This is a genomic window from Streptomyces sp. AgN23 (genome assembly GCF_001598115.1).
GTDB lineage: Bacteria > Actinomycetota > Actinomycetes > Streptomycetales > Streptomycetaceae > Streptomyces > Streptomyces antimycoticus.
The window spans coordinates 6,048,358-6,068,514 of record NZ_CP007153.1; the positions used below are offsets into that span (position 1 = coordinate 6,048,358).

Consider the following 20,157-nt stretch of genomic DNA (forward strand, 5'->3'; position numbering starts at 1 on the left):
CGCCGCAGAGGACCTGTCGATGTTCGGCACCGACCCGTGGTGGCTGGTCCTGATCAAGGCCGTCTTCTGCTTCGCGTTCCTGATGGTGACGGTGCTGATCTCCATCGTCATGGAGCGCAAGGTGGTCGGCTGGATGCAGCTGCGCATCGGGCCCAACCGCCACGGCCCCTGGGGCATGCTGCAGTCCCTCGCGGACGGCGTGAAGCTGATGCTCAAGGAGGACGTGGTCGTCAAGGGCGCGGACAAGGTGGTCTACGTCCTGGCGCCGATCGTCGCGGCCATCCCCGCCTTCATGGCGGTCGCGGTGATGCCGTTCGGCCCCTCGGGCGGCGAGGTCTCGATCTTCGGCCATCGCACCACGATGCAGCTGACGGATCTGCCGATCGCCGTCCTCTACATCCTCGCCACCGCCTCGGTCGGCATCTACGGCATCGTGCTCGCGGGCTGGTCCTCCGGATCGACGTATCCGCTCCTGGGCGGCCTGCGCTCCTGCGCCCAGATGATCAGCTACGAGATCGCGATGGGGCTCTCCTTCGCCGCGGTCTTCCTCTACTCCGGGTCGATGTCGACCTCGCAGATCGTCGAAGGGCAGCACGACCGCTGGTACGCGGTGCTGCTGCCGGTCTCGTTCCTCATCTACATCGTCTCGATGATCGGTGAGACCAACCGGGCGCCGTTCGACATGCCGGAGTCCGAGGGCGACCTGGTCGGCGGCTTCAACACCGAGTACTCGTCGATCAAGTTCGCGATGTTCATGCTCGCCGAGTACATCAACATGGTCACCGTCTCGATGGTCGCCGTCACGCTCTTCCTCGGCGGCTGGCGGGCGCCCTGGCCGATCAGCACCTTCTGGGAAGGCGCCAACCACGGCTGGTGGCCGATGCTGTGGTTCGTCGGCAAGGTCGTCACCTCGCTGTTCGTCTTCATCTGGGTGCGCGGCACGCTCCCGCGCGTGCGCTACGACCAGTTCATGAAGCTGGGCTGGAAGGTGCTCATCCCGATCTCGATGGTCTGGCTGATGCTGGTCGCCACCGTCCGGGCGCTGCGCAACGAGAACTACGACTACCAGGACATCGTGCTGTACGTGGGCAGCGCGGTGATCGCGCTGCTGCTGCTGTCCTTCGTGGTCGACTTCTTCCGCGACCGTTCGGCCACCCAGGCCGAGGCCGGCGCGGAACAGGGACCGGAGCCCGCCTTCGATCCGATGGCGGGAGGTTTCCCGGTGCCGCCGCTGCCCGGCCAGACCTTGCCGCCCGTCCCCCGCCGACGTCCGCGCACCGAGCGCGAGTTGATTGTCAGTGGTGGCCCCGACACTGCCAGTGACGGAAAGGAGGCCGACGGTGTCTGATTTCCAGAATCCGGTGGCCGGCTTCGGCGTGACCTTCAAGGCCATGTTCAAGAAGCGGCTCACCGAGCAGTACCCAGAGGAGAAGAAGCCCACCGCGCCCCGCTTCCACGGACGCCACCAGCTCAACCGGCATCCGGATGGGCTGGAGAAGTGCATCGGCTGCGAGCTGTGCGCCTGGGCCTGTCCCGCCGACGCGATCTATGTGGAGGGCGCGGACAACACCGACGAGGAGCGCTACTCCCCGGGTGAGCGCTACGGCCGCGTCTACCAGATCAACTATCTGCGCTGCATCCTGTGCGGCCTGTGCGTCGAGGCGTGCCCCACCCGGGCGCTGACCATGACCAATGAGTACGAGCTCGCCGACCGCAGCCGCGCCTCCCTCATCTACACCAAGGAAGAGCTGCTCGCGGGCCTCGAGGACGGGATGGTCGACTCCCCGCACGCCATCTACCCCGGCACCGACGAGCAGGACTACTACCGGGGTCTGGTGACCGAGGCGGCGCCCGGCACCTCCCGGCAGGTCGCGGTCAGCAAGGGCGAGACCCTGTCCGACCAGGCCGCGGGGAACGAGGAGTCGCAGGACCCGGGGCAGGGGGTGCAGGCATGAGCGGCGCTCTGGCCGCTGCGGCCTCCACCACCTCCACGGGTGAGGCCCTCCAGTTCTGGGTGCTCGGCACCGTCGCCGTGATCGGCGCGCTGTGCACGATCCTGATGCGCAAGGCCGTGCACAGCGCCCTGTGCCTGGCGGGCACCATGATCGTCCTGGCGGTCTTCTACCTCGCCAACGGTGCGTACTTCCTGGGCGTCGTCCAGATCGTCGTCTACACCGGCGCGATCATGATGCTCTTCCTCTTCGTGGTGATGCTGGTCGGTGTCACCGCGGCCGACTCCCTCAAGGAGACCCTGAAGGGGCAGCGCTGGCTCGCCGCCCTGTGCGGGATCGGCTTCGGCATCCTGCTGTGCGCCGGGATCGGCAATGCCTCGCTGAAGACGTGGAACGGCCTGGGCCAGGCCAACTCCGGCGGCAATGTGGAGGGCCTGGCGGCGCTGATCTTCACCAAGTACGTCTTCGCCTTCGAGATCACCGGCGCGCTGCTGATCACCGCGGCGGTCGGCGCGATGGTGCTGACCCACCGCGAGCGCACCGAGCGGGCCCGCACCCAGCGTGAGCAGGCCGAGGCGCGCGTGCGCACCGGGCGGAACGTGCCGCCGCTGCCCGCCCCCGGCGTGTACGCGCGGCACAACGCGGTGGACATCCCCGGTCTGCTGCCCGACGGCACCCCGTCCGAGCTCACGGTCAACGCGACGCTGCGCGGCCGCGGTCAGATCCGGGACGTCTCCAGCGAGGCGCTGGCCGAGTTGGCGGCGCTGGAGCGGCGCTCGCAGCGCTGGCTGGGCCGTAACGCCAAGGACACCGGCAAGAAGGCCGAGGACGCCGCCGAGCCGGAGCGCGGCGAGAACGGCGCAAACGGCGAGAACGGCGAGAACGCGGCCGGCGCGAACTCGAGGGGAGTCGCCAAGTGAATCCGGTCAACTACCTCTACCTGGCCGCCCTGTTGTTCACCATTGGTGCGGCCGGCGTCGTGATCAGGCGGAACGCGATCGTCCTCTTCATGTGCGTCGAGCTGATGCTGAACGCGTGCAACCTGGCGTTCGTCACCTTCTCCCGGCTGCACGGCAATCTCGACGGCCAGATCATCGCCTTCTTCACGATGGTCGTGGCCGCGGCGGAAGTCGTGGTCGGTCTCGCGATCATCGTGTCCGTCTTCCGCTCCCGCCACTCGGCCTCGGTCGACGACGCCAGCCTGATGAAGCTCTAGAAGGGGTCGCGTTCAAGTGGAGAACCTCATCGGATTGCTTGTCGCGGCGCCGCTTCTCGGCGCTGCCCTGCTGCTGTGCGGGGGGCGGCGGCTGGACGGCAAGGGCCACTACATCGGCACGGTGCTCGCCGCCGCCTCCTTTGTGATCGGCGCCGTGCTCTTCGCCGAGATGCTCGGCCGCGGCGAGCACGACCGGGCCCTGCACAGCAAGGTCTTCAGCTGGATCCCGGTGGGCGGCTTCCGGGCGGACGTCGCCTTCCAGCTCGACCAGCTGTCCATGACCTTCGTCCTGCTGATCACCGGTGTGGGCACGCTGATCCACATCTATTCGATCGGCTATATGGAGCACGACGAGCGCCGCCGCCGCTTCTTCGGCTATCTCAACCTCTTCCTCGCGGCCATGCTGCTGCTCGTCCTCGCCGACAACTACCTGCTGCTGTACGTCGGCTGGGAGGGCGTCGGTCTCGCCTCGTACCTGCTCATCGGCTTCTGGCAGCACAAGCCCAGCGCGGCGACGGCGGCGAAGAAGGCGTTCATCGTCAACCGCGTCGGCGATGTGGGCCTGTCGATCGCGATCATGCTGATGTTCACGACCTTCGGGACCTTCACCTTCGCCCCGGTGCTGACCAACGCGGACCACGCGAGCGAGGGCAAGCTCACCGCGATCGGGCTGATGCTGCTGCTCGCCGCCTGCGGTAAGTCGGCCCAGGTGCCGCTCCAGTCCTGGCTCGGGGACGCGATGGAGGGCCCGACCCCGGTCTCGGCCCTGATCCACGCGGCCACCATGGTGACCGCGGGCGTGTATCTGATCACCCGCTCCGGCGCGATCTTCGATAACGCCCCGGACGCCCAGACCGCGGTGGTCACCGTCGGCGCGGTCACGCTCCTCTTCGGTGCGATCGTCGGTTGCGCCAAGGACGACATCAAGAAGGCCCTGGCCGGGTCCACCATGTCGCAGATCGGCTACATGATCCTGGCCGCCGGGCTCGGCCCGATCGGCTATGTCTTCGCGATCATGCACCTGGTGACCCACGGCTTCTTCAAGGCGGGGCTCTTCCTCGGGGCCGGATCGGTCATGCACGCCATGAACGACGAGGTCGACATGCGCAAGTACGGCGGCCTGCGCACATACATGCCGATCACCTTCGTCACCTTCGGGCTCGGCTATCTCGCGATCATCGGCTTCCCGGGGCTGTCCGGCTTCTGGTCCAAGGACAAGATCATCGAGGCGGCCTTCGCCAAGGGCGGCACCGAGGGCTGGATCCTCGGCGGCGCGGCCCTGCTGGGCGCGGCCATCACCGCGTACTACATGACGCGGGTGATGCTGCTGACCTTCTTCGGCGAGAAGCGGTGGGTGCCCGATGAGGCCGGCCATGAGCCGCATCCACACGAGTCGCCCTCGTCCATGACCATCCCCATGATGGTCCTGGCCGTGGGATCGGTCTTCGCGGGTGGGCTGTTCAGCCTCAACGACTCGTTCCTGAAGTGGCTGGAGCCGGTCACCGGCCACAGCCACGGCGACTCCCCGCTCAGCGCCGCGGCGGTCACCGGCGGGACGATGGTGGTGCTGCTGATCGGGGTCGCGCTCGCCTGGGCGCAGTACGGACGCCGGCCGGTGCCGCGCACCGCCCCCCGCGGCTCCCTGCTCACCCGCGCCGCCCGGCGCGATCTGCTGCAGGACGACTTCAACCATGTCGCGCTCGTCAAACCCGGCCAGTACCTGACCCGCGGGCTGGTCTATGTCGACCACAAGCTGGTCGACGGGGTGGTCAACGGCACCGCGGCCGGAGTCGGCGGACTTTCCGGCCGGCTGCGGAAGCTGCAGAACGGCTACGCCCGTACGTACGCGGTCTCGATGTTCGGCGGTACGGCGGTGCTCATCGCCGCGACCCTGCTGATGAGGGCGGTCTGAGTCATGTCATTTCCCCTGCTGACGGCCACGGCCGTGGCGCCCGCGCTCGGCGCGGTCGTCACCGCCGCCGTGCCCGCCGCCCAGCGCGCCGCCGCCAAGTGGGTGGCGCTGGGCTTCTCCCTGCTCACGCTCGCCCTCGCCGCGGTCGTGCTGGTCCGCTTCGACCCCGGCGGCGCCCGCTTCCAGCTCACCGAATCCCACGCCTGGATCAAGGACTTCGGCGTCCGCTACGAACTGGGCGTGGACGGGATCGCGGTCGCGCTGATCGCGCTCACCGCGGTGCTCATCCCCTTCATCATCCTGGCGGGCTGGCATGACGCCGATCCGCTGGAAGGCGCCCGGCCCAACAGCCGCTGGCGGCCGACCCAGGGCTTCTTCGCGCTGATCCTGATGGTCGAGGCGATGGTGGTGATCTCCTTCGAGGCCACCGACGTCTTCCTCTTCTACATCTTCTTCGAGGCCATGCTGATCCCGATGTACTTCCTCATCGGGGGCTTCGGGGACCGGGCCGGGGGCCGCTCCGAGGAGGAGACGGCCACTCAGCGCTCCTACGCCGCGGTGAAGTTCCTGCTCTACAACCTGGCGGGCGGGCTGATCATGCTGGCCGCGGTGGTCGGTCTGTACGCGGTCACCGCCGATCAGCTCGGCACCGGCACCTTCTCGCTGCAGGAGATCGTCCAGGCGCGGGCGGGCGGCCATCTGGACATGGCGTCCAGCACCGAGCGGCTGCTGTTCCTCGGCTTCTTCTTCGCCTTCGCGGTGAAGGCGCCGCTGTGGCCGCTGCACACCTGGCTGCCCAACGCGATGGGGGAGTCCACCGCCCCGGTCGCCGTGCTGATCACCGCGGTCGTCGACAAGGTCGGCACCTTCGCGATGCTCCGCTTCTGCCTCCAGCTCTTCCCGGAGGCCAGCAAGTGGGCCACCCCTGCGATCATGATTCTGGCGCTCATCAGCATCCTCTACGGGGCGCTGCTGGCGATCGGCCAGCGGGACATCAAGCGGCTGATCGCCTATGCCTCGATCTCCCACTTCGGCTTCATCATCCTGGGCATCTTCGCGATGACCACCCAGGGCCAGGGCGGCGCCACGCTCTACATGGTCAACCACGGAGTCTCCACGGCCGCGCTGATGCTGGTGGCCGGGTTCCTGATCACCCGGCGCGGTTCGCGGCTCATCGAGGACTACGGCGGTGTGCAGAAGGTCGCCCCGGTGCTCGCCGGCACCTTCCTGATCGGCGGGCTCGCCACCCTCTCGCTGCCCGGACTCGCGCCGTTCATCAGCGAATTCCTGGTCCTGGTGGGCACGTTCAGCCGCTACCCGGTGTTCGGCGTGATCGCGACCGTCGGAATAGTGCTGGCGGCGCTGTACGTCCTGATCCTCTACCAACGCACCATGACCGGTCCGGTGAAGGCCGAGGTGCGCTCCATGCCCGATCTGCGGGTGCGTGAGCTGGTCGTCGTGGCCCCGCTCATCGCGCTGCTGATCTTCCTCGGCGTCTACCCGAAGCCGCTGGCCGACATCGTCAACCCGGCGGTCGACCACACGATGTCCGTGGTGGACAAGAAGGATCCCAGGCCCGAGCACCCCGTCACCGACGCGGGCTGGTTCCACTACAGCCCGAAGTCCGAGGGTGCTTCCCACGACGGTGCTTCCGGAGGTGCCAAGTGACCCACGCGGCCACTGTCCACAGCCTGTGGACAACAGCGGCGGCGGCGCCCGACAAGATCCCGTCGCCCGATATCGAGTACGGCCAGCTGTCGCCCACGCTGATCGTGCTCGGCGCCGCGATCGTCGGCGTCCTGATCGAGGCGCTCCTGCCGCGCCGCCAGCGGTACGTCGCGCAGGTGTTCGTCTCCGTGGTCGCCCTGGCCGCGGCCTTCGCCGCCGTCATCGGCCTCGCCGCCGGGGACTACGGCACCAGTAAGGCCCACGTCGCGGCCATGGGCGCGATCGCGGTCGACGGACCTGCGCTCTTCCTCCAGGGGACCATTCTCCTGGTGGCGCTCGTGGCGGTGTTCACCTTCGCCGAGCGGCGGCTGGACCCGCTGGTGCACGGCAACCGCGTCGACTCCTTCGCGGCGCAGGCCGCCGCCGTGCCCGGCGGCGACGCGGAGAAGGCCGCCGTCAAGGCGGGCTTCACCACCACCGAGGTCTTTCCGCTGGTCCTCTTCGCGGTCGGCGGCATGCTGGTCTTCCCGTCCGCCAACGATCTGCTGACGCTCTTCGTGGCGCTGGAGGTCTTCTCCCTGCCGCTGTACGTGCTGTGCGCGCTCGCCCGGCGCCATCGCGCGCTGTCGCAGGAGGCCGCCGTCAAGTACTTCCTGCTGGGCGCCTTCTCCTCGGCGTTCCTGCTCTTCGGCATCGCCCTGCTGTACGGCTACGCGGGCACGGTCACCTACTCCGGGATCGCCGACGTCGTCGACGGCCAGGTCAGGAACGTCTCCCCGGCGCTCGCCGGGACCATGGGCAATGACGCGCTGCTGCTGATCGGCGGGGCGATGGTGCTGATGGGGCTGCTGTTCAAGATCGGCGCCGTGCCGTTCCACATGTGGACGCCCGACGTCTACCAGGGTGCCCCCACCCCCGTCACCGGCTTCATGGCTGCGGCCACCAAGGTCGCGGCCTTCGGCGCGCTGCTGCGGCTGCTGTATGTCGTACTGCCGGGGCTGCGCTGGGACTGGCGGCCGGTGATGTGGGGCGTCGCCATCGTCACCATGCTGGGCGGCGCGATCGTGGCCGTCACCCAGACCGATGTGAAGCGGCTGCTCGCGTACTCGTCGATCGCCCACGCCGGGTTCATCCTGGCCGGTGTCATCGCCACCACGCCCGACGGCGTCTCCTCCGTCCTCTTCTACCTCGCCGCGTACTCCTTCGTGACCCTCGGCGCCTTCGCGGTGGTCACCCTGGTGCGGGACGCGGGCGGCGAGGCCACTCACCTGTCCAAGTGGGCCGGGCTCGGCCGCCGTTCGCCCCTGGTGGCGGCCGTCTTCGCGGTCTTCCTGCTGGCCTTCGCCGGTATCCCGCTGACCAGCGGCTTCGCCGGGAAGTTCGCGGTCTTCAAGGCGGCGGCCGACGGCGGGGCGGGCGCGCTGGTCGTGATCGGTGTGATCTCCTCGGCGATCGCCGCGTTCTTCTACATCCGGGTGATCGTGCTGATGTTCTTCAGCGAGCCGCGCACGGACGGCCCGTCCGTGGCCGTGCCGTCCCCACTGACCTCGTCGGCCATCGCGATCGGCGTGGCGGTCACGCTGGTCCTGGGCGTCGCCCCGCAGTACTTCCTGGACCTGGCGAGCCAGGCGGGAGTCTTCGTCCGCTAGCCCACCCCTACCCCGACCCCCGGCCGGGCACGGACACCGCGACGGTGCCCGCGCCCGGCCGGAGCGTTTCCAGCGCCTCCGGTGTTTGCGGAGCGGGGTCCGGGACGGGGCAATTCCAGCCCCTCCGGCGATTGCGGAGCGGAGTCCGGGACGGAGCCCCGGCGGGGGCTGGGGGCGCAGCCCCCTGATGCCGGAAGGGGCGGCGGGCATGCGCCTTTTCGAGGAGGAGGACGGAGGAGCCGTGCTCGGCGGCGGTGAGCGCCCCCATGGTGCCCGGCCGTGCCGCCGCCGATGACGAGGACCTCGCAGGACAGCTCCTCGGCCGCGTCGAGGGCGGGGAACTCCATGGGTGCGGCGGTCTCCCTGTGCTCCCTGTGCTCCCTTGTGCGCACGGAGCTGGGCCTTTCGCATCCCGAGGAATTCGGGTCACATGCCGAGGGATTCGAGGACCTGACGGCGCGACGCGACGGTCGCCGCCGTGTCATGGGCGGCGCGCTGGCGCGGATGCGGTATGTCCAGCACCCGGCCGCCGCCCTCCGTGCCGCCCAGCAGCGCCACCCGGTCGCCGAGGAACAGCGCCTCGTCCACGTCGTGGGCGACGAGGACGACGGTGGCGCGGGTGCCCTCCAGAACCTCGACCAGCAGCCGCCGCATCCCGGCGCGGGTCTGTGCGGCGCCGATGTCCATCGGGAGGTAGGTGAGGTCGAGGGAGAGCGGGAGTCCACCGAGCCGGTGCAGCCGCTCGACGTAGAGGACATCGGTACGGGCGGGGACGCACGGCCGGTCGGCGACGCAGACGGGCGCGGGGACGGGGCCGACGGTCTCGCACCTCATGGGTCACCCGGCCGTGTTCGTGAAGGGTCTCGGCCGGGCCCATCAGCGGGTCGAGGCCGTGCGGGTACTTCTCCGCGACGACGACCGTGCCCACCCCGGGTTGCCGCTCCACCGGGCGCTCGGCGCGCAGGAGGTCGAGCGCCCGGCGCACGGTGTTGCGGGAGGCGCCGCAGTCCTGGCCGAGCGCGTCCTCCAGGGGGAGTACGCCGCCGGGGAAGCCGCCGGTGAGGAAATGGCGGCGGAGCGGATCGGCGAGTTGCCGCGCCCGGTCGGCGCGCAGCCGGCGGCGGCGACCGGCGCGGCGTGCTCGCGGGGGCGTTCGGCCGGCTCCGGGGTTTGCTGGTCGGCGGGGTCGTACGGGGGCCATACCGACGGGGCCGGGCCGATGGTGTTGCCGAAGTGGTGCGCCACCTGGCGGCGGCCTTCGTACCGCCGCTGCCTGCGGTTTCGCCGTCGCGGAGGCAATATCTGCCACTGCGCGCGGCGGGCCCCGGCGCGGTGGTGCGCCGGGGGCCCGGGGCGCCGGACGGGGCCGGCGCGGTGGTTCAGCCGGTCGGGAGGCCGCTCGGGATGCCGCTCGGCAGATCGGTCGGGAGGCCGGAGGGGAGCGACGTCGGCAGGCCCGAGGGAAGGTCGCTGGGCGAGGTCGCCTTGACGAAGGTGTCGTTCTTGGCGAGCGCGTCCCAGTCGACCGTGAGGGTCTTGCCGTCCGCGCCCAGGGTGACCTTGCCCGCGCTGCGCTCGGTGTTGCCGTCGGAGCACTTGAGCATGAGCATCTTCCCGCCCATGTCGGCGTACTCGCCGTTGCAGATGTGCTTGCCGGCCATCAGGACGGCCTGCTTGCCGCTGATGGACAGGATGACGGCCTCGTCGCCGGACTTCGCCACATAGGTGCCGGAGACCTTCGCGTCCGCGCCCCCCTCCGCCGGGGCGCTCGACGCGGAGGAGGGGCCGTTGGAGGTGTCCTTCTTGTCGTCGTCTCCGTCACTGCCACATGCGGTCAGTAGCAGGGCGGCCGCCGCCACCGTGCCGGCGATGCCCACTGCCTTGTTCACGTGTCTCTCCTCGATCGTCAGGGCGGGAGCACGACAAATTAGCAGTCGGGTCAGGGCGTGGCCGGGACGACCTGGCCGGTCACCTCGCCCAGCCCGATGCGGACCCCCTGCGGGCCCGGCGCCCAGGCCGTGATGGTCACTTCGTCACCGTCCTCCAGGAACGTCCGGGTGGAGTCGGGGAGCCGCAGGGGTTGGCGGCCTCCCCAGGTGAGTTCGAGGAGACAGCCGAGCTCGTCCGGGCGTGCACCGCTGACCGTGCCGGAGGCGAAGACGTCGCCGGTGCGCAGCGAGGCACCGTTGACCGTCAGATGCGCGAGCTGCTGGGCCGCGGTCCAGTACATGGCGGAGAAGGGCGGGCGGGAGACCGTGTGGCCGTTGAGGGCGACCTCGAGACGCAGATCGAGGCCGCCGGGCTCCGCCGCGCTGTCGTCCAGGTAGGGGAGGAGCGGGACGTCGCGTGCGGGCGGGCTGGTACGGGCCGCGGTGAGGGCCTCCAGCGGGGTGACCCATGCGGCGAGGGAGGTGGCGAAGGACTTGCCGAGGAACGGGCCGAGCGGGCGGTACTCCCATGCCTGGACGTCGCGTGCGGACCAGTCGTTGAGCAGACAGACACCGAAGACGTGGTCGTGGAACCCGGAGAGGCCCACCGGTGTATTCACAGTAGAAGGGGCGCCGACGACGAAGGCCACCTCCGCCTCGAAGTCGAGGCGCAGGGAGGGGCCGAAGACCGGAGTGGGGGAGGAAGCGTGTGGTGGTGCGGAGGTATCGGCCGGGGGCAGGTGCTGGCCCTGTGGGCGGACGATGGGCGTGCCCGAGACGAGGAGGGTGCCGGCCCGGCCGTGGTAGCCGATCGGCATGTGCTTCCAGTTGGGGCTGAGCGCTTCGCCGTCGGGGCGGAAGATCCTGCCCGCGTTGGTGGCGTGGTGCTCGCTCGCATAGAAGTCGGCGTAGTCGGCCACCTCGAAGGGGAGATGGAGCGCGACGGTGGGGAGGGGATGCATCAGCGGCTCGATGGTCGACCGGTGCGCGGGATCGGTGAGCCAGCCGAGCACCTCGGCGCGGACGGCCTGCCAGACCGGGCGGCCCGCGGCCATCAGCGGGTTGAGGGTGTCGGCGCCCAGCTGTTCGGCGTGCGGAGAGGCGGCGGCGGCCGCGGCGGCGCCGGCGTCCAGCACATGGTTTCCGTAGCGCACCCCGATTTTCCGCAGATGCGGAGCGTGCGGCGTGGTGAAGACGCCATAGGGGAGGTTGTGCGGGCCGAAGGGGTCGCCTTCGGGCAGGTCCAGCGGGGATCGCTGCGGCATCGGGGCTGCCTCGCCTTCTCCTGGTCACTGCTGGGGGTGCAGCACACCCTAAGGCGAGGGGAGAGCGGGGAGGAAAGGAAGGTGGCACCGTGTCGACTACCCCCTGAAAAGATGGCAATGTCCGGAAAATCCTTGCTGGAGGCGGCGATTCCGAAGTGGCGTCCTTGCTCGGGGTCACGCACAGTGGAGGGCCACTGCGCTGCGGTGACCAAGGGGGCTCGTGGCGAGCAGTGCCGTGCCATTCGCGGTGGACCGTTCCGTACCCACTCCGGTCGTGAAGATCGGCCACTATCCGCCGCATCATGGTGGCGTCGGGGCCATCCGGTCCCTGGGGCCTCTCGGCATCCCCATGTACGCGGTCACGAGGACCGTTGGACCCCGGCGGCGCTCTCACGCTCTCCGGCGAGGGCCTTCGTCTGGGCGACCACCGGCAGCGAGCGGCCGGAGCGGCTGGTGGAGGGGCTGCTGCGGATAGGGCGGGCGGATCGGCCGGCAGACGGTTCTGCTGCCGACGGACGAAGAGGCGGCGGTGCTGATCGCCGAGCACGCGGATCGGCTCGCCGGGGAGGGCGGCTTCCTCTTCCCGCGCGCCGAGCCGGAGTTGCCCAGGCGGCTGGCGAGCAAGCAGGGGCTGCACGAGCTGTGCGCCAAACACGGGGTGCCCACGCCCGAGGGCGCCTTCCCGGATACCTACGCCGACGTCAAGGCGTTCGCGGCGAGCACGCGGTTCCCGGTGGTCGCCAAGAACCGGGAGGCGTTCGAGCGGCGGAAGAAGCCCGCGGTGGGCGGCACCTCCCGGACCGAGGGCCCCAGGGAGCTGAAGGAGCTGGGTCCGTGTCTTCGGGGATCCGATGGTGAGCTGGCGCGAGCGGATGCCCGCGGGCATGCTGCTCAAGTCCACACCGGTCGCCTCGAACATCGACGCACCGCAGCCCGGGCACACCCTGCTGGACTTCTGCCATGCGATGGGCGGCCCGCGCCATGAGTCGGACTGGGACCTGATCCCCGTCGAGACCTTCTCGGCCTACGGACTGTGGTTCCAGGAGCGGCTGGTGCCGGCACGGAGTACGCGTCGCCACGGCTGGCGGAGGCGGTGGCCGCCGCGCACGGATGAGCGGCCGCCGAGCCCGCGGCCATCGGCCCGCCCTGGCCGATGGCCCGCCCCGGCCCCTGGCCTTCCCTGGTCTCTGGCCTTCCCTGGTCTCGGGCCTTCCCCGGCCGACGGCCGTCCTCGGTGCGGCCCGTGCCCGGGCCCGTTGACCGGTCAACAGGCCGGGCCCGTTGACCGGTCAACAGGGCCGGGCCGGTTGACCCGTCAGCGGGCCAGGTTGGCCGACTTGTCGGGGGCCGGGTTGGCCGACTTGTCGGGGGCCGGAGGATGAATGATCTGCTGCGATCGCGGTACTGCGATGGGAAGTAACCGGTTCGGGAGAGAACGGTGAGAGGCGCACAAGGCGGGAAGGCGCCCACAGTGATCGATACCCGACCGGATACGCTGCCTGTTGGTGGAGGCAGCGACACGTCGACATTCGCGTCATTCGTAGGCAGACAGGAGTACCCCGTGAGCTTCGTCGGGCCCTTGGGGCTGAGCGTGCGGGACCGGACTCTGGAAGCCGACACCCAGGCCGGGCTGACGGCGGTCGAAGAGGGCCTGCTGGAGGCCACCAAGAGCGATGTGCCCTTCATCACCGAGGCCGCCCAGCATCTGGTGCGGGCCGGTGGGAAGCGGTTCCGGCCCCTGCTGGCGCTGCTGGCCGCACAGTTCGGCGATCCTCACGCACCCGGAGTGGTGCCCTCGGCCGTGGTCGTCGAGCTCACCCATCTGGCGACGCTCTACCACGACGATGTGATGGACGAGGCAGAGGTGCGGCGCGGCGTCTCCAGTGCCAACGTCCGCTGGGGCAACTCGGTGGCGGTCCTCACCGGCGACTTCCTCTTCGCCCGGGCCTCGCACATCCTGGCCGACCTGGGCCCCGAGGCGGTGCGGATCCAGGCCGAGGCGTTCGAGCGGCTGGTCACCGGCCAGATCCTGGAGACGGCGGGCCCCCGCGACGGCCGTGACCCGGTCGAGCACTATCTGGATGTGCTGGCCGGCAAGACGGGCTCGCTGATCGCCGTCTCCGGCCGGTTCGGCGCGATGATGTCGGGCGCCGACGAGTCCATCGTCAGCATCCTCACCCAGTACGGCGAGCGGCTCGGCATGGCCTTCCAGCTCGCCGACGATGTGCTGGACATCGCCAGCGACAGCCATGAGTCCGGCAAGACCCCCGGCACCGATCTGCGCGAGGGCGTGGCCACCCTGCCCGTGCTCTATGTGCGGGAGCGGGCCGAGGCGACCGGTTCGGCCGAGGACCGCGAGCTGTGCGAGCTGCTCGCGGGCGATCTCAGCGATGACACGCGCCTCGCCGAGGTGCTGCGGCGGCTGCGCGCCCATCCGGCGTTGGAGCAGGCCCGCCGGGTCACGGTCCGTTACGCGGCGGAGGCCCGTTCGATGCTGGCGCCGCTGCCCGAGGGCCCGGCGAAGGCGGCCCTCGAGGGGCTGTGCGACGCGGTGGTCCACCGGGCCGGCTGACGCCCGGCCTCCCGCCCATCGGGCCGGTTGACGCTTCCGCCCGGCCTCCCGCCCACCGGTCGGCTGACGCCCGGCTTCCCGTCCATCGGTCCGGTTGACGCCTCCGCCCGGCCTCCCGCACTGGTCGGTTGACGCTTCCGCCCGGCCCCCCGCCCACCGGTCGGCTGACGCCCCCGCCCAGCCCCCGCCCATCGGGCCGGCTGACGCCCCGCCCAGCCCCCGCTCCGCCCCGACCGGCACCGGCTCCGGGGAGCCGACCCTGACTCCCGGGGGAGCGGTGTCATCCCCGAGCAGTACACCTAGGTGATCCTGCGGGCTGACGCGCCACGTCACACGATTTGGTGGGATGAAAAGACCACCACATGGCGGGATCGGGTGACAATGGCCCGAGAGGGTGGACGAGTGCAAGCTGACGAACCGCCGCCGACGACGGAGGTAGAGCACACATGGCACGGATCCGACCGACACAGGTCGCCGACGACGGCTTCTGGGATGACGAGCGGCCATCCCGGGGGAAGAAGGTCGCCCGGTACGCCGCCCCGGTCGCGGTCGCGGGCATCGCGGCGGCGACCATAGGGCTGGTCCCGGCGCTGGCCAGCACCGGTGACCCCGACCTGCCGAAGATCTCGGCACAAGAGCTGATCAGCAAGATGGCGGCATCGGACGCCCAGCAGATGTCCGGTTCGGTGAAGATCACCACCGATCTGGGCATCCCCTCGCTCCCCGGCGGCGGCTCCCTCGCCGACCTCGGCGGGGCGCAGGGCGGCGAGGAGTCCGCCTCGCCCGAATCCCGGCTGATGGAGCTGGTCTCCGGCTCCCACACCCTGCGGGTGGCCACCGACGGCCCCGGCAAGCAGCGGGTGTCGATCGTCGAGAACGCCGCCGAATACAGCATGATCCACAACGGCGACGAGATCTGGGCGTACGACAGCGGGAGCAACTCCGCCTACCACGCCACCGCCCCCGAGGAGGCGAAGGCCAAGGGCGACCACCGGCAGGAGCTGCCCAAGGACCTGCGGGGCGCCACGCCCCAGGAGATCGCCAAGACCGTGCTCGCCTCCGTGGACGACACCACGGATGTGACGGTCGACGGCACCTCCCGGGTCGCCGGACGGGACGCGTACGACCTGCTGATCAAGCCCAAGGCGGACAGCGACTCCACGATCGGATCCGTCCGTATCGCGGTGGACGCGGACAACGGCGTCCCGCTGAAGTTCACGCTCTCCCCGAAGAGCGGCGGCAAGGCGGCCATCGACGTGGGCTACACCAAGGTCGACTTCGGCAAGCCCAAGGCCGGCACCTTCGACTTCACCCCGCCCAAGGGCGCCAAGGTCACCGAGGAGCGCAAGGCCGACCGGCCCGAGGCCAAGGACTTCGGCACCAAGGACTTCAAGGACGCCCAGGGCGCCCTGTCCGGGCTGAAGGTCGTCGGTGAGGGCTGGGACTCGGTCGCCCGGCTCGACACCCCCGGCGGCGCGGCATCCACGACCCCCGGCGGCGACAGCGGCCCGGGTGCGGCGTCCGGACTCCTCGGCGGCTTCGGCAAGGAGGTCAAGGGCGACTTCGGCTCCGGCACCGTGGTCAGCACCCGTCTGGTCAACGCGCTGCTCACCGACGACGGCAAGGTGTTCGTCGGTGCGGTCGACAAGGCCGCCCTGGTCAAGGCCGCCAACGCGGCCAAGTGAGGCGCTGGGCGCGCAGCACGGCGTAGCACACGACGCATAACGAAGGGGAGCCCGTGGAGCAGCGGTCCACCGAGGGGAACGACACCGCGGTGGAGACCCGCGGGCTCACCAAGCGCTACCGGGGCGGACAGCTCGCGGTCGACGCACTCGACCTGTCCGTGCCGCGTGGCAGCGTCTTCGGCTTCCTCGGGCCCAACGGCTCGGGGAAGACGACGACGATTCGCATGCTCATGGGCCTGATCGAGCCCACCTCGGGCAGAGCAAGGCTGCTCGGCGAGCCGATGCCGCGCGCCGCCCGGAGCGTGTTGCCCAGGGTGGGCGCCCTCATCGAGGGCCCCGCCCTCTACCCCTTTCTGACCGGCCGCGACAATCTGCTGCGCTACGACGCCGCCGACCCCACGGCCGACCCCCGCACCCGCGTCCCCCGCGTCGAGGCCGCCCTGGACCGGGTCGGGCTGGCCGCCGCGGCGGGGAAGAAGGCCCGTGCCTACTCGCTCGGCATGAAGCAGCGCCTGGGCCTGGCCGCCGCGCTGCTCCAGCCGCGTGAGCTGCTGGTCCTGGACGAGCCGACCAACGGCCTCGATCCGCAGGGCATGCGCGAGATCCGTTCCCTGGTGCGCGAACTGGCCGAGGAGGGCACCACCGTCTTCCTCTCCTCGCATCTCCTCGACGAGATCGAACAGGTGTGCACTCACGCCGCCGTGATGGCCCAGGGCCGTCTGATCGCCCAGGGCACGGTGGCCGAGCTGGCGGCGGGCAGCCGCGGCAGGCTGGTCGTCACCACCCCGGACCCGGCGGACGCGGTCCGGATCCTGAAGGAGTACGGCGTGACGGATCTGGTGATCCTGGATGAGCGCGTCTCCGGCGAACTGCCGGTGCCCGGCCCCGGCGCGGACGACGCACCGCTGGAGCTGGCCGATCTCAACGCCGCCCTCGTCCGCGCCGGGGTGCGGGTCCGGGCCTTCGGGGCCGAACGGGCCTCGCTCGAGGACGCCTTTGTGGCACTGACCGGGGAGGGCTTCGATGTCGCGGGCTGAGGAACTGGGGCCGCGGGCCGAGAGCGCAGGAACGGTTGACCTCGGCGCACCGGCCACCCGTACGGGGGAGAGAGCCCCGAACGCGCCCCGCCCGAACCCCCTGTGGGCCCTGGCGCTCTTCCGCTCCGAGCTGACCACCACCCTCCGCCGCTGGCGGACCCTGGCCCTGCTCGGGGTGCTCGCGCTGATCCCGATCCTCATCGGCGTCGCCGTGAAGATCGAGACGAGCGACGGCGACGGCCTCGGCGGCGGCCGTGGCGGAGACGGGCAGGGCCCCGCCTTCTTCTCCCAGATCACCAACAACGGGATCTTCCTGGTCTTCGCGTCACTGGCGGCGACGCTGCCCGTCTTCCTGCCGATGGTGATCGGCGTGATCACCGGTGACGCCATCGCCGGTGAGGCGGGCGCCGGAACGCTGCGCTATCTGCTGGTCGCCCCCGCCGGGCGGACTCGTCTCCTGCTGGCCAAATTCACCACGTCCATGGCCTTCTGCCTGATCGCGACCCTGATCGTGGCGCTCTCGGGCCTGGTGACGGGGGCGCTGCTGTTCCCGCTCGGCGATGTCACGCTGATCTCGGGCATCACCGTCTCGTTCGAGGAAGCCCTGCTCCGGGCGCTCGGTGTGGCGGCCCTGGTGGCCCTGTCGCTGGTGGGGATCGCGACGGTGGGGCTGTTCATCTCCACCCTCACCAACAGCGGGATCGCGGCCATGGCCACGACCGTGGGGCTGGTCGTCACCGCGCAGATCCTCGACAGCATCCCGCAGCTCCACGCGATCCACCCGTATCTCTTCCCGCACTACTGGCTCAGCTTCGCCGATCTCCTGCGCGAGCCGGTCTACTGGGACGAGCTGGTCAAGAATCTGGGGCTGCAGGGGCTGTACGTCGCCGTGTTCGGCTCGGCGGCCTGGGCCCGGTTCACCGCGAAGGACATCACGGCCTGAGCCGGTTGGGGCCGAGCACCGAGCCGAGCACCGAGCCGAACACGGCACGTCAGCCGGGATCAGGCGCCGCCGAGCGTCCAGACCGCGTACGCGATGGCGTCGCTGTTGCGGTCCAGGGCGGTGTCGTTGATGTTGCTGGTGGTGTCGCAGGAGCGGTGGTAGCAGCTGTCGAACGCCCGGCCGGAGGTGCCGCCCCACTTCTGGGCCTGGGCGGCAGTCTTGATGTAGTCGGCGCCGCTGAAGAGACCGCCCACCGGGATGCCCACGTTCTTGAACGGCGCGTGGTCGGAGCGGCCGTCGCCCTCGGTCTCGATCTCGGTGGGAACGCCCTTGGCGGAGAAGAACGCCTTGAACACCGACTCGATCCCGGGGTCGTCGTCATAGACGAAGTAGCCGGGGTTGGGCGAGCCGATCATGTCGAAGTTGAGATAGCCGTCGATCTTCGCCCGCTCGGCTGACGGCAGGTTGTTGACGTAGGAGCGGGAGCCGACCATCCCCAGCTCCTCGGCGCCCCACCAGGCGAACCGCAGATGCTTGGTGGGCTTCGCCCCCTGGCGGGCGACAGTGAGCGCGGTCTCCAGGATTCCGGCGGAGCCCGAGCCGTTGTCGTTGATCCCGGGGCCCGCGGTGACCGAGTCCAGATGGGCGCCGGAGAACACCACGTTGTTGGTGTCGCCGCCGGGCCAGTCGGCGATGAGGTTGTAGCCGGTGGAACCGCTGGAGGTGAACTGCTGCACGGTGGTGGTGTATCCGGCGGCATCCAGCTTGCCCTTGATGTAGTCGAGCGACGCCTTGTAGCCGGGGCGGCCATGGGCGCGGTTGCCGCCGTTGGCGGTGGCGATCGACTGCAGTTGGGTCAGATGGGCCTTCACATTGGCCACGGAGATGTCCGGCGCCGCGAGGGCGGTACGGGAGTCCGCCGCGGGCCGGGCCGATGCGGCGGCGGAGGTGGCGGGGGCGGCCGACACCAGGGCGGCGACGGCCGTACCGGCGGCGGCCATGGCGGCCGTCCGGCGGATCAGGGATCTTCGGGGGCGGCGCTCAGCGCATGACGACATGGGGGGCTCCAGTTCCGAACGAGGACAGGACGGAATGACGTGACGCTGTGTGGTGCACGTGCCCGTGGGGGCGATGGAGCGGCGAACCCGAGGTTCGCTGAAGAGCGGTGATGACGCGAGGCTGATGCTCCGGGTGTGGCTGACTCCGCGTCAAGGGCGGGAACCGGACATCACCCGCCGGATATCGATCCCGGCCGGGCATCGGGCGCGGCGGCATCCGATACGGCGACATCCGATACGGCGACATCCGCTATGACAGTCTCCGGAACGAGACCGGCTTCGGGAACGAGACCGGCCTCCGGAACGACACCGGCCTCCACTGTCGCCGACAGCGCGGCCGCCCGCGCGGCGGCGTCGGCCAGCTCCCGCCGTGCCCGCCGGGCGGTGCGCAGCGCGTCCCAGGTGAGCAGCGCGAGGGCGAGCCAGACGAGGGCGAAGCCTGCCCACCGTTCGGGTGGCATCGTCTCGTGGAAGACGGTGATGCCGAGGGCGAACTGGAAGGTCGGCGCCACGTACTGCAGCATCCCGATCGTCGACAGCGGCAGCCGCACCGCCGAGGCCCCGAAGCAGATGAGCGGCAGCGCCGTGACGAAGCCACAGCTCGCCAGCAGCGCCGCATGTCCGGCGCCCGCACTCGCGAACGTGCTGTCGCCGCGTGCCCCGAGCCAGATCAGGAAGCCCAGCGCGGGCAGGAACTGTACGGCGGTCTCGGCGGCCAGCGACTCCAGCCCGTCCAGCCCGACCCGCTTCTTGGCCAGGCTGTACGTCGCGAAGCTGAAGGCGAGGGTGAGCGCGATCCACGGCAGCTTGCCGTAACCCACCGCCAGCACGGCCACGGCCACCGCCCCGACGCCGACCGCCGCCCACTGCGCGGGCCGCAGCCGCTCCCGCAGCAGCAGCACCCCGAAGGCGATGCTGACCAGCGGGTTGATGAAGTATCCGAGTGCGGCCTCCACCACGTGGCCGCTGTTGACGCCCCAGATGTACAGGCCCCAGTTGATCGAGATCACGGTCGCGGCGAGCGCGATCATGCCCAGCCGCCGGGGCTCCCGCAGCAGCGGCCGTATCCAGCTCCAGCGGCGCAGCGCCAGCAGTACCAGACCGACGGCCGCCAGCGACCACACCATCCGGTGGGCGAGGATCTCCACCGCGCCGGCGGGCTCCAGCAGCGGCCAGAAGAGCGGCACCAGCCCCCAGAAGGCGTATGCCGCGAAGCCGTAGAGGAGACCGGAGCGATCGGCGCGGTCCTGCTGGTTCTGCGGCGTCACGGCA

The 20,157-nt window shown here is 70.4% G+C and carries 16 protein-coding genes and 3 pseudogenes; 13 read left to right on the forward strand and 6 right to left on the reverse strand.

What is annotated here, in order from left to right:
* Positions 1 to 19: 19 nt before the first annotated feature.
* From nuoH to nuoN, 7 genes are read left to right on the forward strand one after another with little or no spacing between them, the layout of a single operon-like run.
* Positions 20 to 1,348 carry an NADH-quinone oxidoreductase subunit NuoH gene (gene nuoH, locus AS97_RS26190; RefSeq protein WP_059145112.1) on the forward strand — a complete coding sequence of 443 codons (1,329 nt, stop codon included), beginning with the start codon at positions 20 to 22 and terminating at the stop codon, positions 1,346 to 1,348.
* Positions 1,341 to 1,955 carry an NADH-quinone oxidoreductase subunit NuoI gene (gene nuoI / locus AS97_RS26195; RefSeq protein WP_059145043.1) on the forward strand — a complete coding sequence of 205 codons (615 nt, stop codon included), beginning with the start codon at positions 1,341 to 1,343 and terminating at the stop codon, positions 1,953 to 1,955. The genes nuoH and nuoI overlap by 8 nt, the downstream gene beginning before the upstream one ends.
* The gene (locus AS97_RS26200; protein ID WP_125758400.1) at positions 1,952 to 2,872 is read left to right on the forward strand and encodes an NADH-quinone oxidoreductase subunit J; all 921 of its coding nucleotides are present in this window, start codon (positions 1,952 to 1,954) and stop codon (positions 2,870 to 2,872) included. The genes nuoI and AS97_RS26200 overlap by 4 nt, the downstream gene beginning before the upstream one ends.
* The gene (nuoK, locus tag AS97_RS26205; protein WP_014054072.1) at positions 2,869 to 3,168 is read left to right on the forward strand and encodes an NADH-quinone oxidoreductase subunit NuoK; all 300 of its coding nucleotides are present in this window, start codon (positions 2,869 to 2,871) and stop codon (positions 3,166 to 3,168) included. The genes AS97_RS26200 and nuoK overlap by 4 nt, the downstream gene beginning before the upstream one ends.
* 16 nt (positions 3,169 to 3,184) lie before the next feature.
* Complete coding sequence (gene nuoL, locus AS97_RS26210; protein ID WP_059145041.1) at positions 3,185 to 5,080, forward strand: NADH-quinone oxidoreductase subunit L; 1,896 nt, start codon at positions 3,185 to 3,187, stop codon at positions 5,078 to 5,080.
* A gap of 3 nt (positions 5,081 to 5,083) precedes the next feature.
* Positions 5,084 to 6,748 carry an NADH-quinone oxidoreductase subunit M gene (locus AS97_RS26215; RefSeq protein WP_086709584.1) on the forward strand — a complete coding sequence of 555 codons (1,665 nt, stop codon included), beginning with the start codon at positions 5,084 to 5,086 and terminating at the stop codon, positions 6,746 to 6,748.
* A complete protein-coding gene (gene nuoN / locus AS97_RS26220) occupies positions 6,745 to 8,397 on the forward strand; it encodes an NADH-quinone oxidoreductase subunit NuoN (protein ID WP_086709583.1) in 1,653 nt (550 codons plus the stop codon). Before AS97_RS26215 ends, nuoN begins: the two co-directional genes overlap by 4 nt.
* Before the next feature lie 426 nt (positions 8,398 to 8,823).
* Here the strand turns inward: nuoN and AS97_RS47640 are convergent, their stop codons facing one another.
* From AS97_RS47640 to fahA, 4 genes and pseudogenes are all read right to left on the reverse strand, one after another.
* Complete coding sequence (locus tag AS97_RS47640) at positions 8,824 to 9,231, reverse strand: UTRA domain-containing protein (RefSeq protein ID WP_236669873.1); 408 nt, start codon at positions 9,229 to 9,231, stop codon at positions 8,824 to 8,826.
* Between the two features lie 139 nt (positions 9,232 to 9,370).
* Positions 9,371 to 9,598, reverse strand: a pseudogene (locus tag AS97_RS47645) (GntR family transcriptional regulator); the annotation flags it as partial.
* A gap of 178 nt (positions 9,599 to 9,776) precedes the next feature.
* Positions 9,777 to 10,286: a hypothetical protein gene (locus AS97_RS26235; RefSeq protein ID WP_059145038.1), complete on the reverse strand. Its 510-nt coding sequence runs from the start codon at positions 10,284 to 10,286 to the stop codon at positions 9,777 to 9,779.
* 50 nt (positions 10,287 to 10,336) lie between these two features.
* Positions 10,337 to 11,590 (reverse strand): fumarylacetoacetase, encoded by a 1,254-nt coding sequence (fahA, locus tag AS97_RS26240; RefSeq protein WP_210565767.1) that lies wholly within the window; start codon positions 11,588 to 11,590, stop codon positions 10,337 to 10,339.
* A gap of 235 nt (positions 11,591 to 11,825) precedes the next feature.
* On the opposite strand from fahA, the pseudogene AS97_RS26245 reads away from it, so the two are divergent.
* The 6 genes and pseudogenes from AS97_RS26245 to AS97_RS26265 form a co-directional block, all read left to right on the forward strand.
* Positions 11,826 to 12,389, forward strand: a pseudogene (locus tag AS97_RS26245) (ATP-grasp domain-containing protein); the annotation flags it as partial.
* A 31-nt stretch (positions 12,390 to 12,420) separates the two neighbouring features.
* Positions 12,421 to 12,648: pseudogene (locus tag AS97_RS47650) on the forward strand (NAD(P)/FAD-dependent oxidoreductase); the annotation flags it as partial.
* A gap of 503 nt (positions 12,649 to 13,151) precedes the next feature.
* Positions 13,152 to 14,162, forward strand: a complete 1,011-nt coding sequence (locus AS97_RS26250; protein ID WP_059145036.1) for a polyprenyl synthetase family protein — start codon at positions 13,152 to 13,154, stop codon at positions 14,160 to 14,162.
* Positions 14,163 to 14,608: 446 nt separating this feature from the next.
* Entirely contained in the window at positions 14,609 to 15,847 is a 1,239-nt protein-coding gene (locus tag AS97_RS26255) for a DUF2092 domain-containing protein (RefSeq protein ID WP_210565768.1), read from the forward strand.
* Positions 15,848 to 15,900: 53 nt separating this feature from the next.
* Complete coding sequence (locus AS97_RS26260) at positions 15,901 to 16,884, forward strand: ABC transporter ATP-binding protein (RefSeq protein WP_059149043.1); 984 nt, start codon at positions 15,901 to 15,903, stop codon at positions 16,882 to 16,884.
* Entirely contained in the window at positions 16,871 to 17,827 is a 957-nt protein-coding gene (locus AS97_RS26265) for an ABC transporter permease (protein WP_079059901.1), read from the forward strand. The genes AS97_RS26260 and AS97_RS26265 overlap by 14 nt, the downstream gene beginning before the upstream one ends.
* A gap of 59 nt (positions 17,828 to 17,886) precedes the next feature.
* Here the strand turns inward: AS97_RS26265 and AS97_RS26270 are convergent, their stop codons facing one another.
* The gene (locus tag AS97_RS26270; RefSeq protein WP_236670049.1) at positions 17,887 to 18,885 is read right to left on the reverse strand and encodes a M28 family metallopeptidase; all 999 of its coding nucleotides are present in this window, start codon (positions 18,883 to 18,885) and stop codon (positions 17,887 to 17,889) included.
* 170 nt (positions 18,886 to 19,055) lie between these two features.
* On the reverse strand, positions 19,056 to 20,153 hold the full coding sequence (rarD, locus tag AS97_RS26275) for an EamA family transporter RarD (RefSeq protein ID WP_059149041.1): 1,098 nt from the start codon (positions 20,151 to 20,153) through the stop codon (positions 19,056 to 19,058).
* Positions 20,154 to 20,157 lie beyond the last annotated feature (4 nt).

What these genes read in the sequence shown, in the direction of transcription:
- AS97_RS47640 (WP_236669873.1), bottom strand. Translation starts at nt 9,231, where the DNA reads ATGAGGTGCGAGACCGTCGGCCCCGTCCCCGCGCCCGTCTGCGTCGCC.
- AS97_RS26270 (WP_236670049.1), bottom strand. Translation starts at nt 18,885, where the DNA reads ATGTCGTCATGCGCTGAGCGCCGCCCCCGAAGATCCCTGATCCGCCGG.
- fahA (WP_210565767.1), bottom strand. Translation starts at nt 11,590, where the DNA reads ATGCCGCAGCGATCCCCGCTGGACCTGCCCGAAGGCGACCCCTTCGGC.
- AS97_RS26265 (WP_079059901.1), top strand. Translation starts at nt 16,871, where the DNA reads ATGTCGCGGGCTGAGGAACTGGGGCCGCGGGCCGAGAGCGCAGGAACG.
- AS97_RS26215 (WP_086709584.1), top strand. Translation starts at nt 5,084, where the DNA reads ATGTCATTTCCCCTGCTGACGGCCACGGCCGTGGCGCCCGCGCTCGGC.
- nuoH (WP_059145112.1), top strand. Translation starts at nt 20, where the DNA reads ATGTTCGGCACCGACCCGTGGTGGCTGGTCCTGATCAAGGCCGTCTTC.
- AS97_RS26200 (WP_125758400.1), top strand. Translation starts at nt 1,952, where the DNA reads ATGAGCGGCGCTCTGGCCGCTGCGGCCTCCACCACCTCCACGGGTGAG.
- AS97_RS26255 (WP_210565768.1), top strand. Translation starts at nt 14,609, where the DNA reads ATGGCACGGATCCGACCGACACAGGTCGCCGACGACGGCTTCTGGGAT.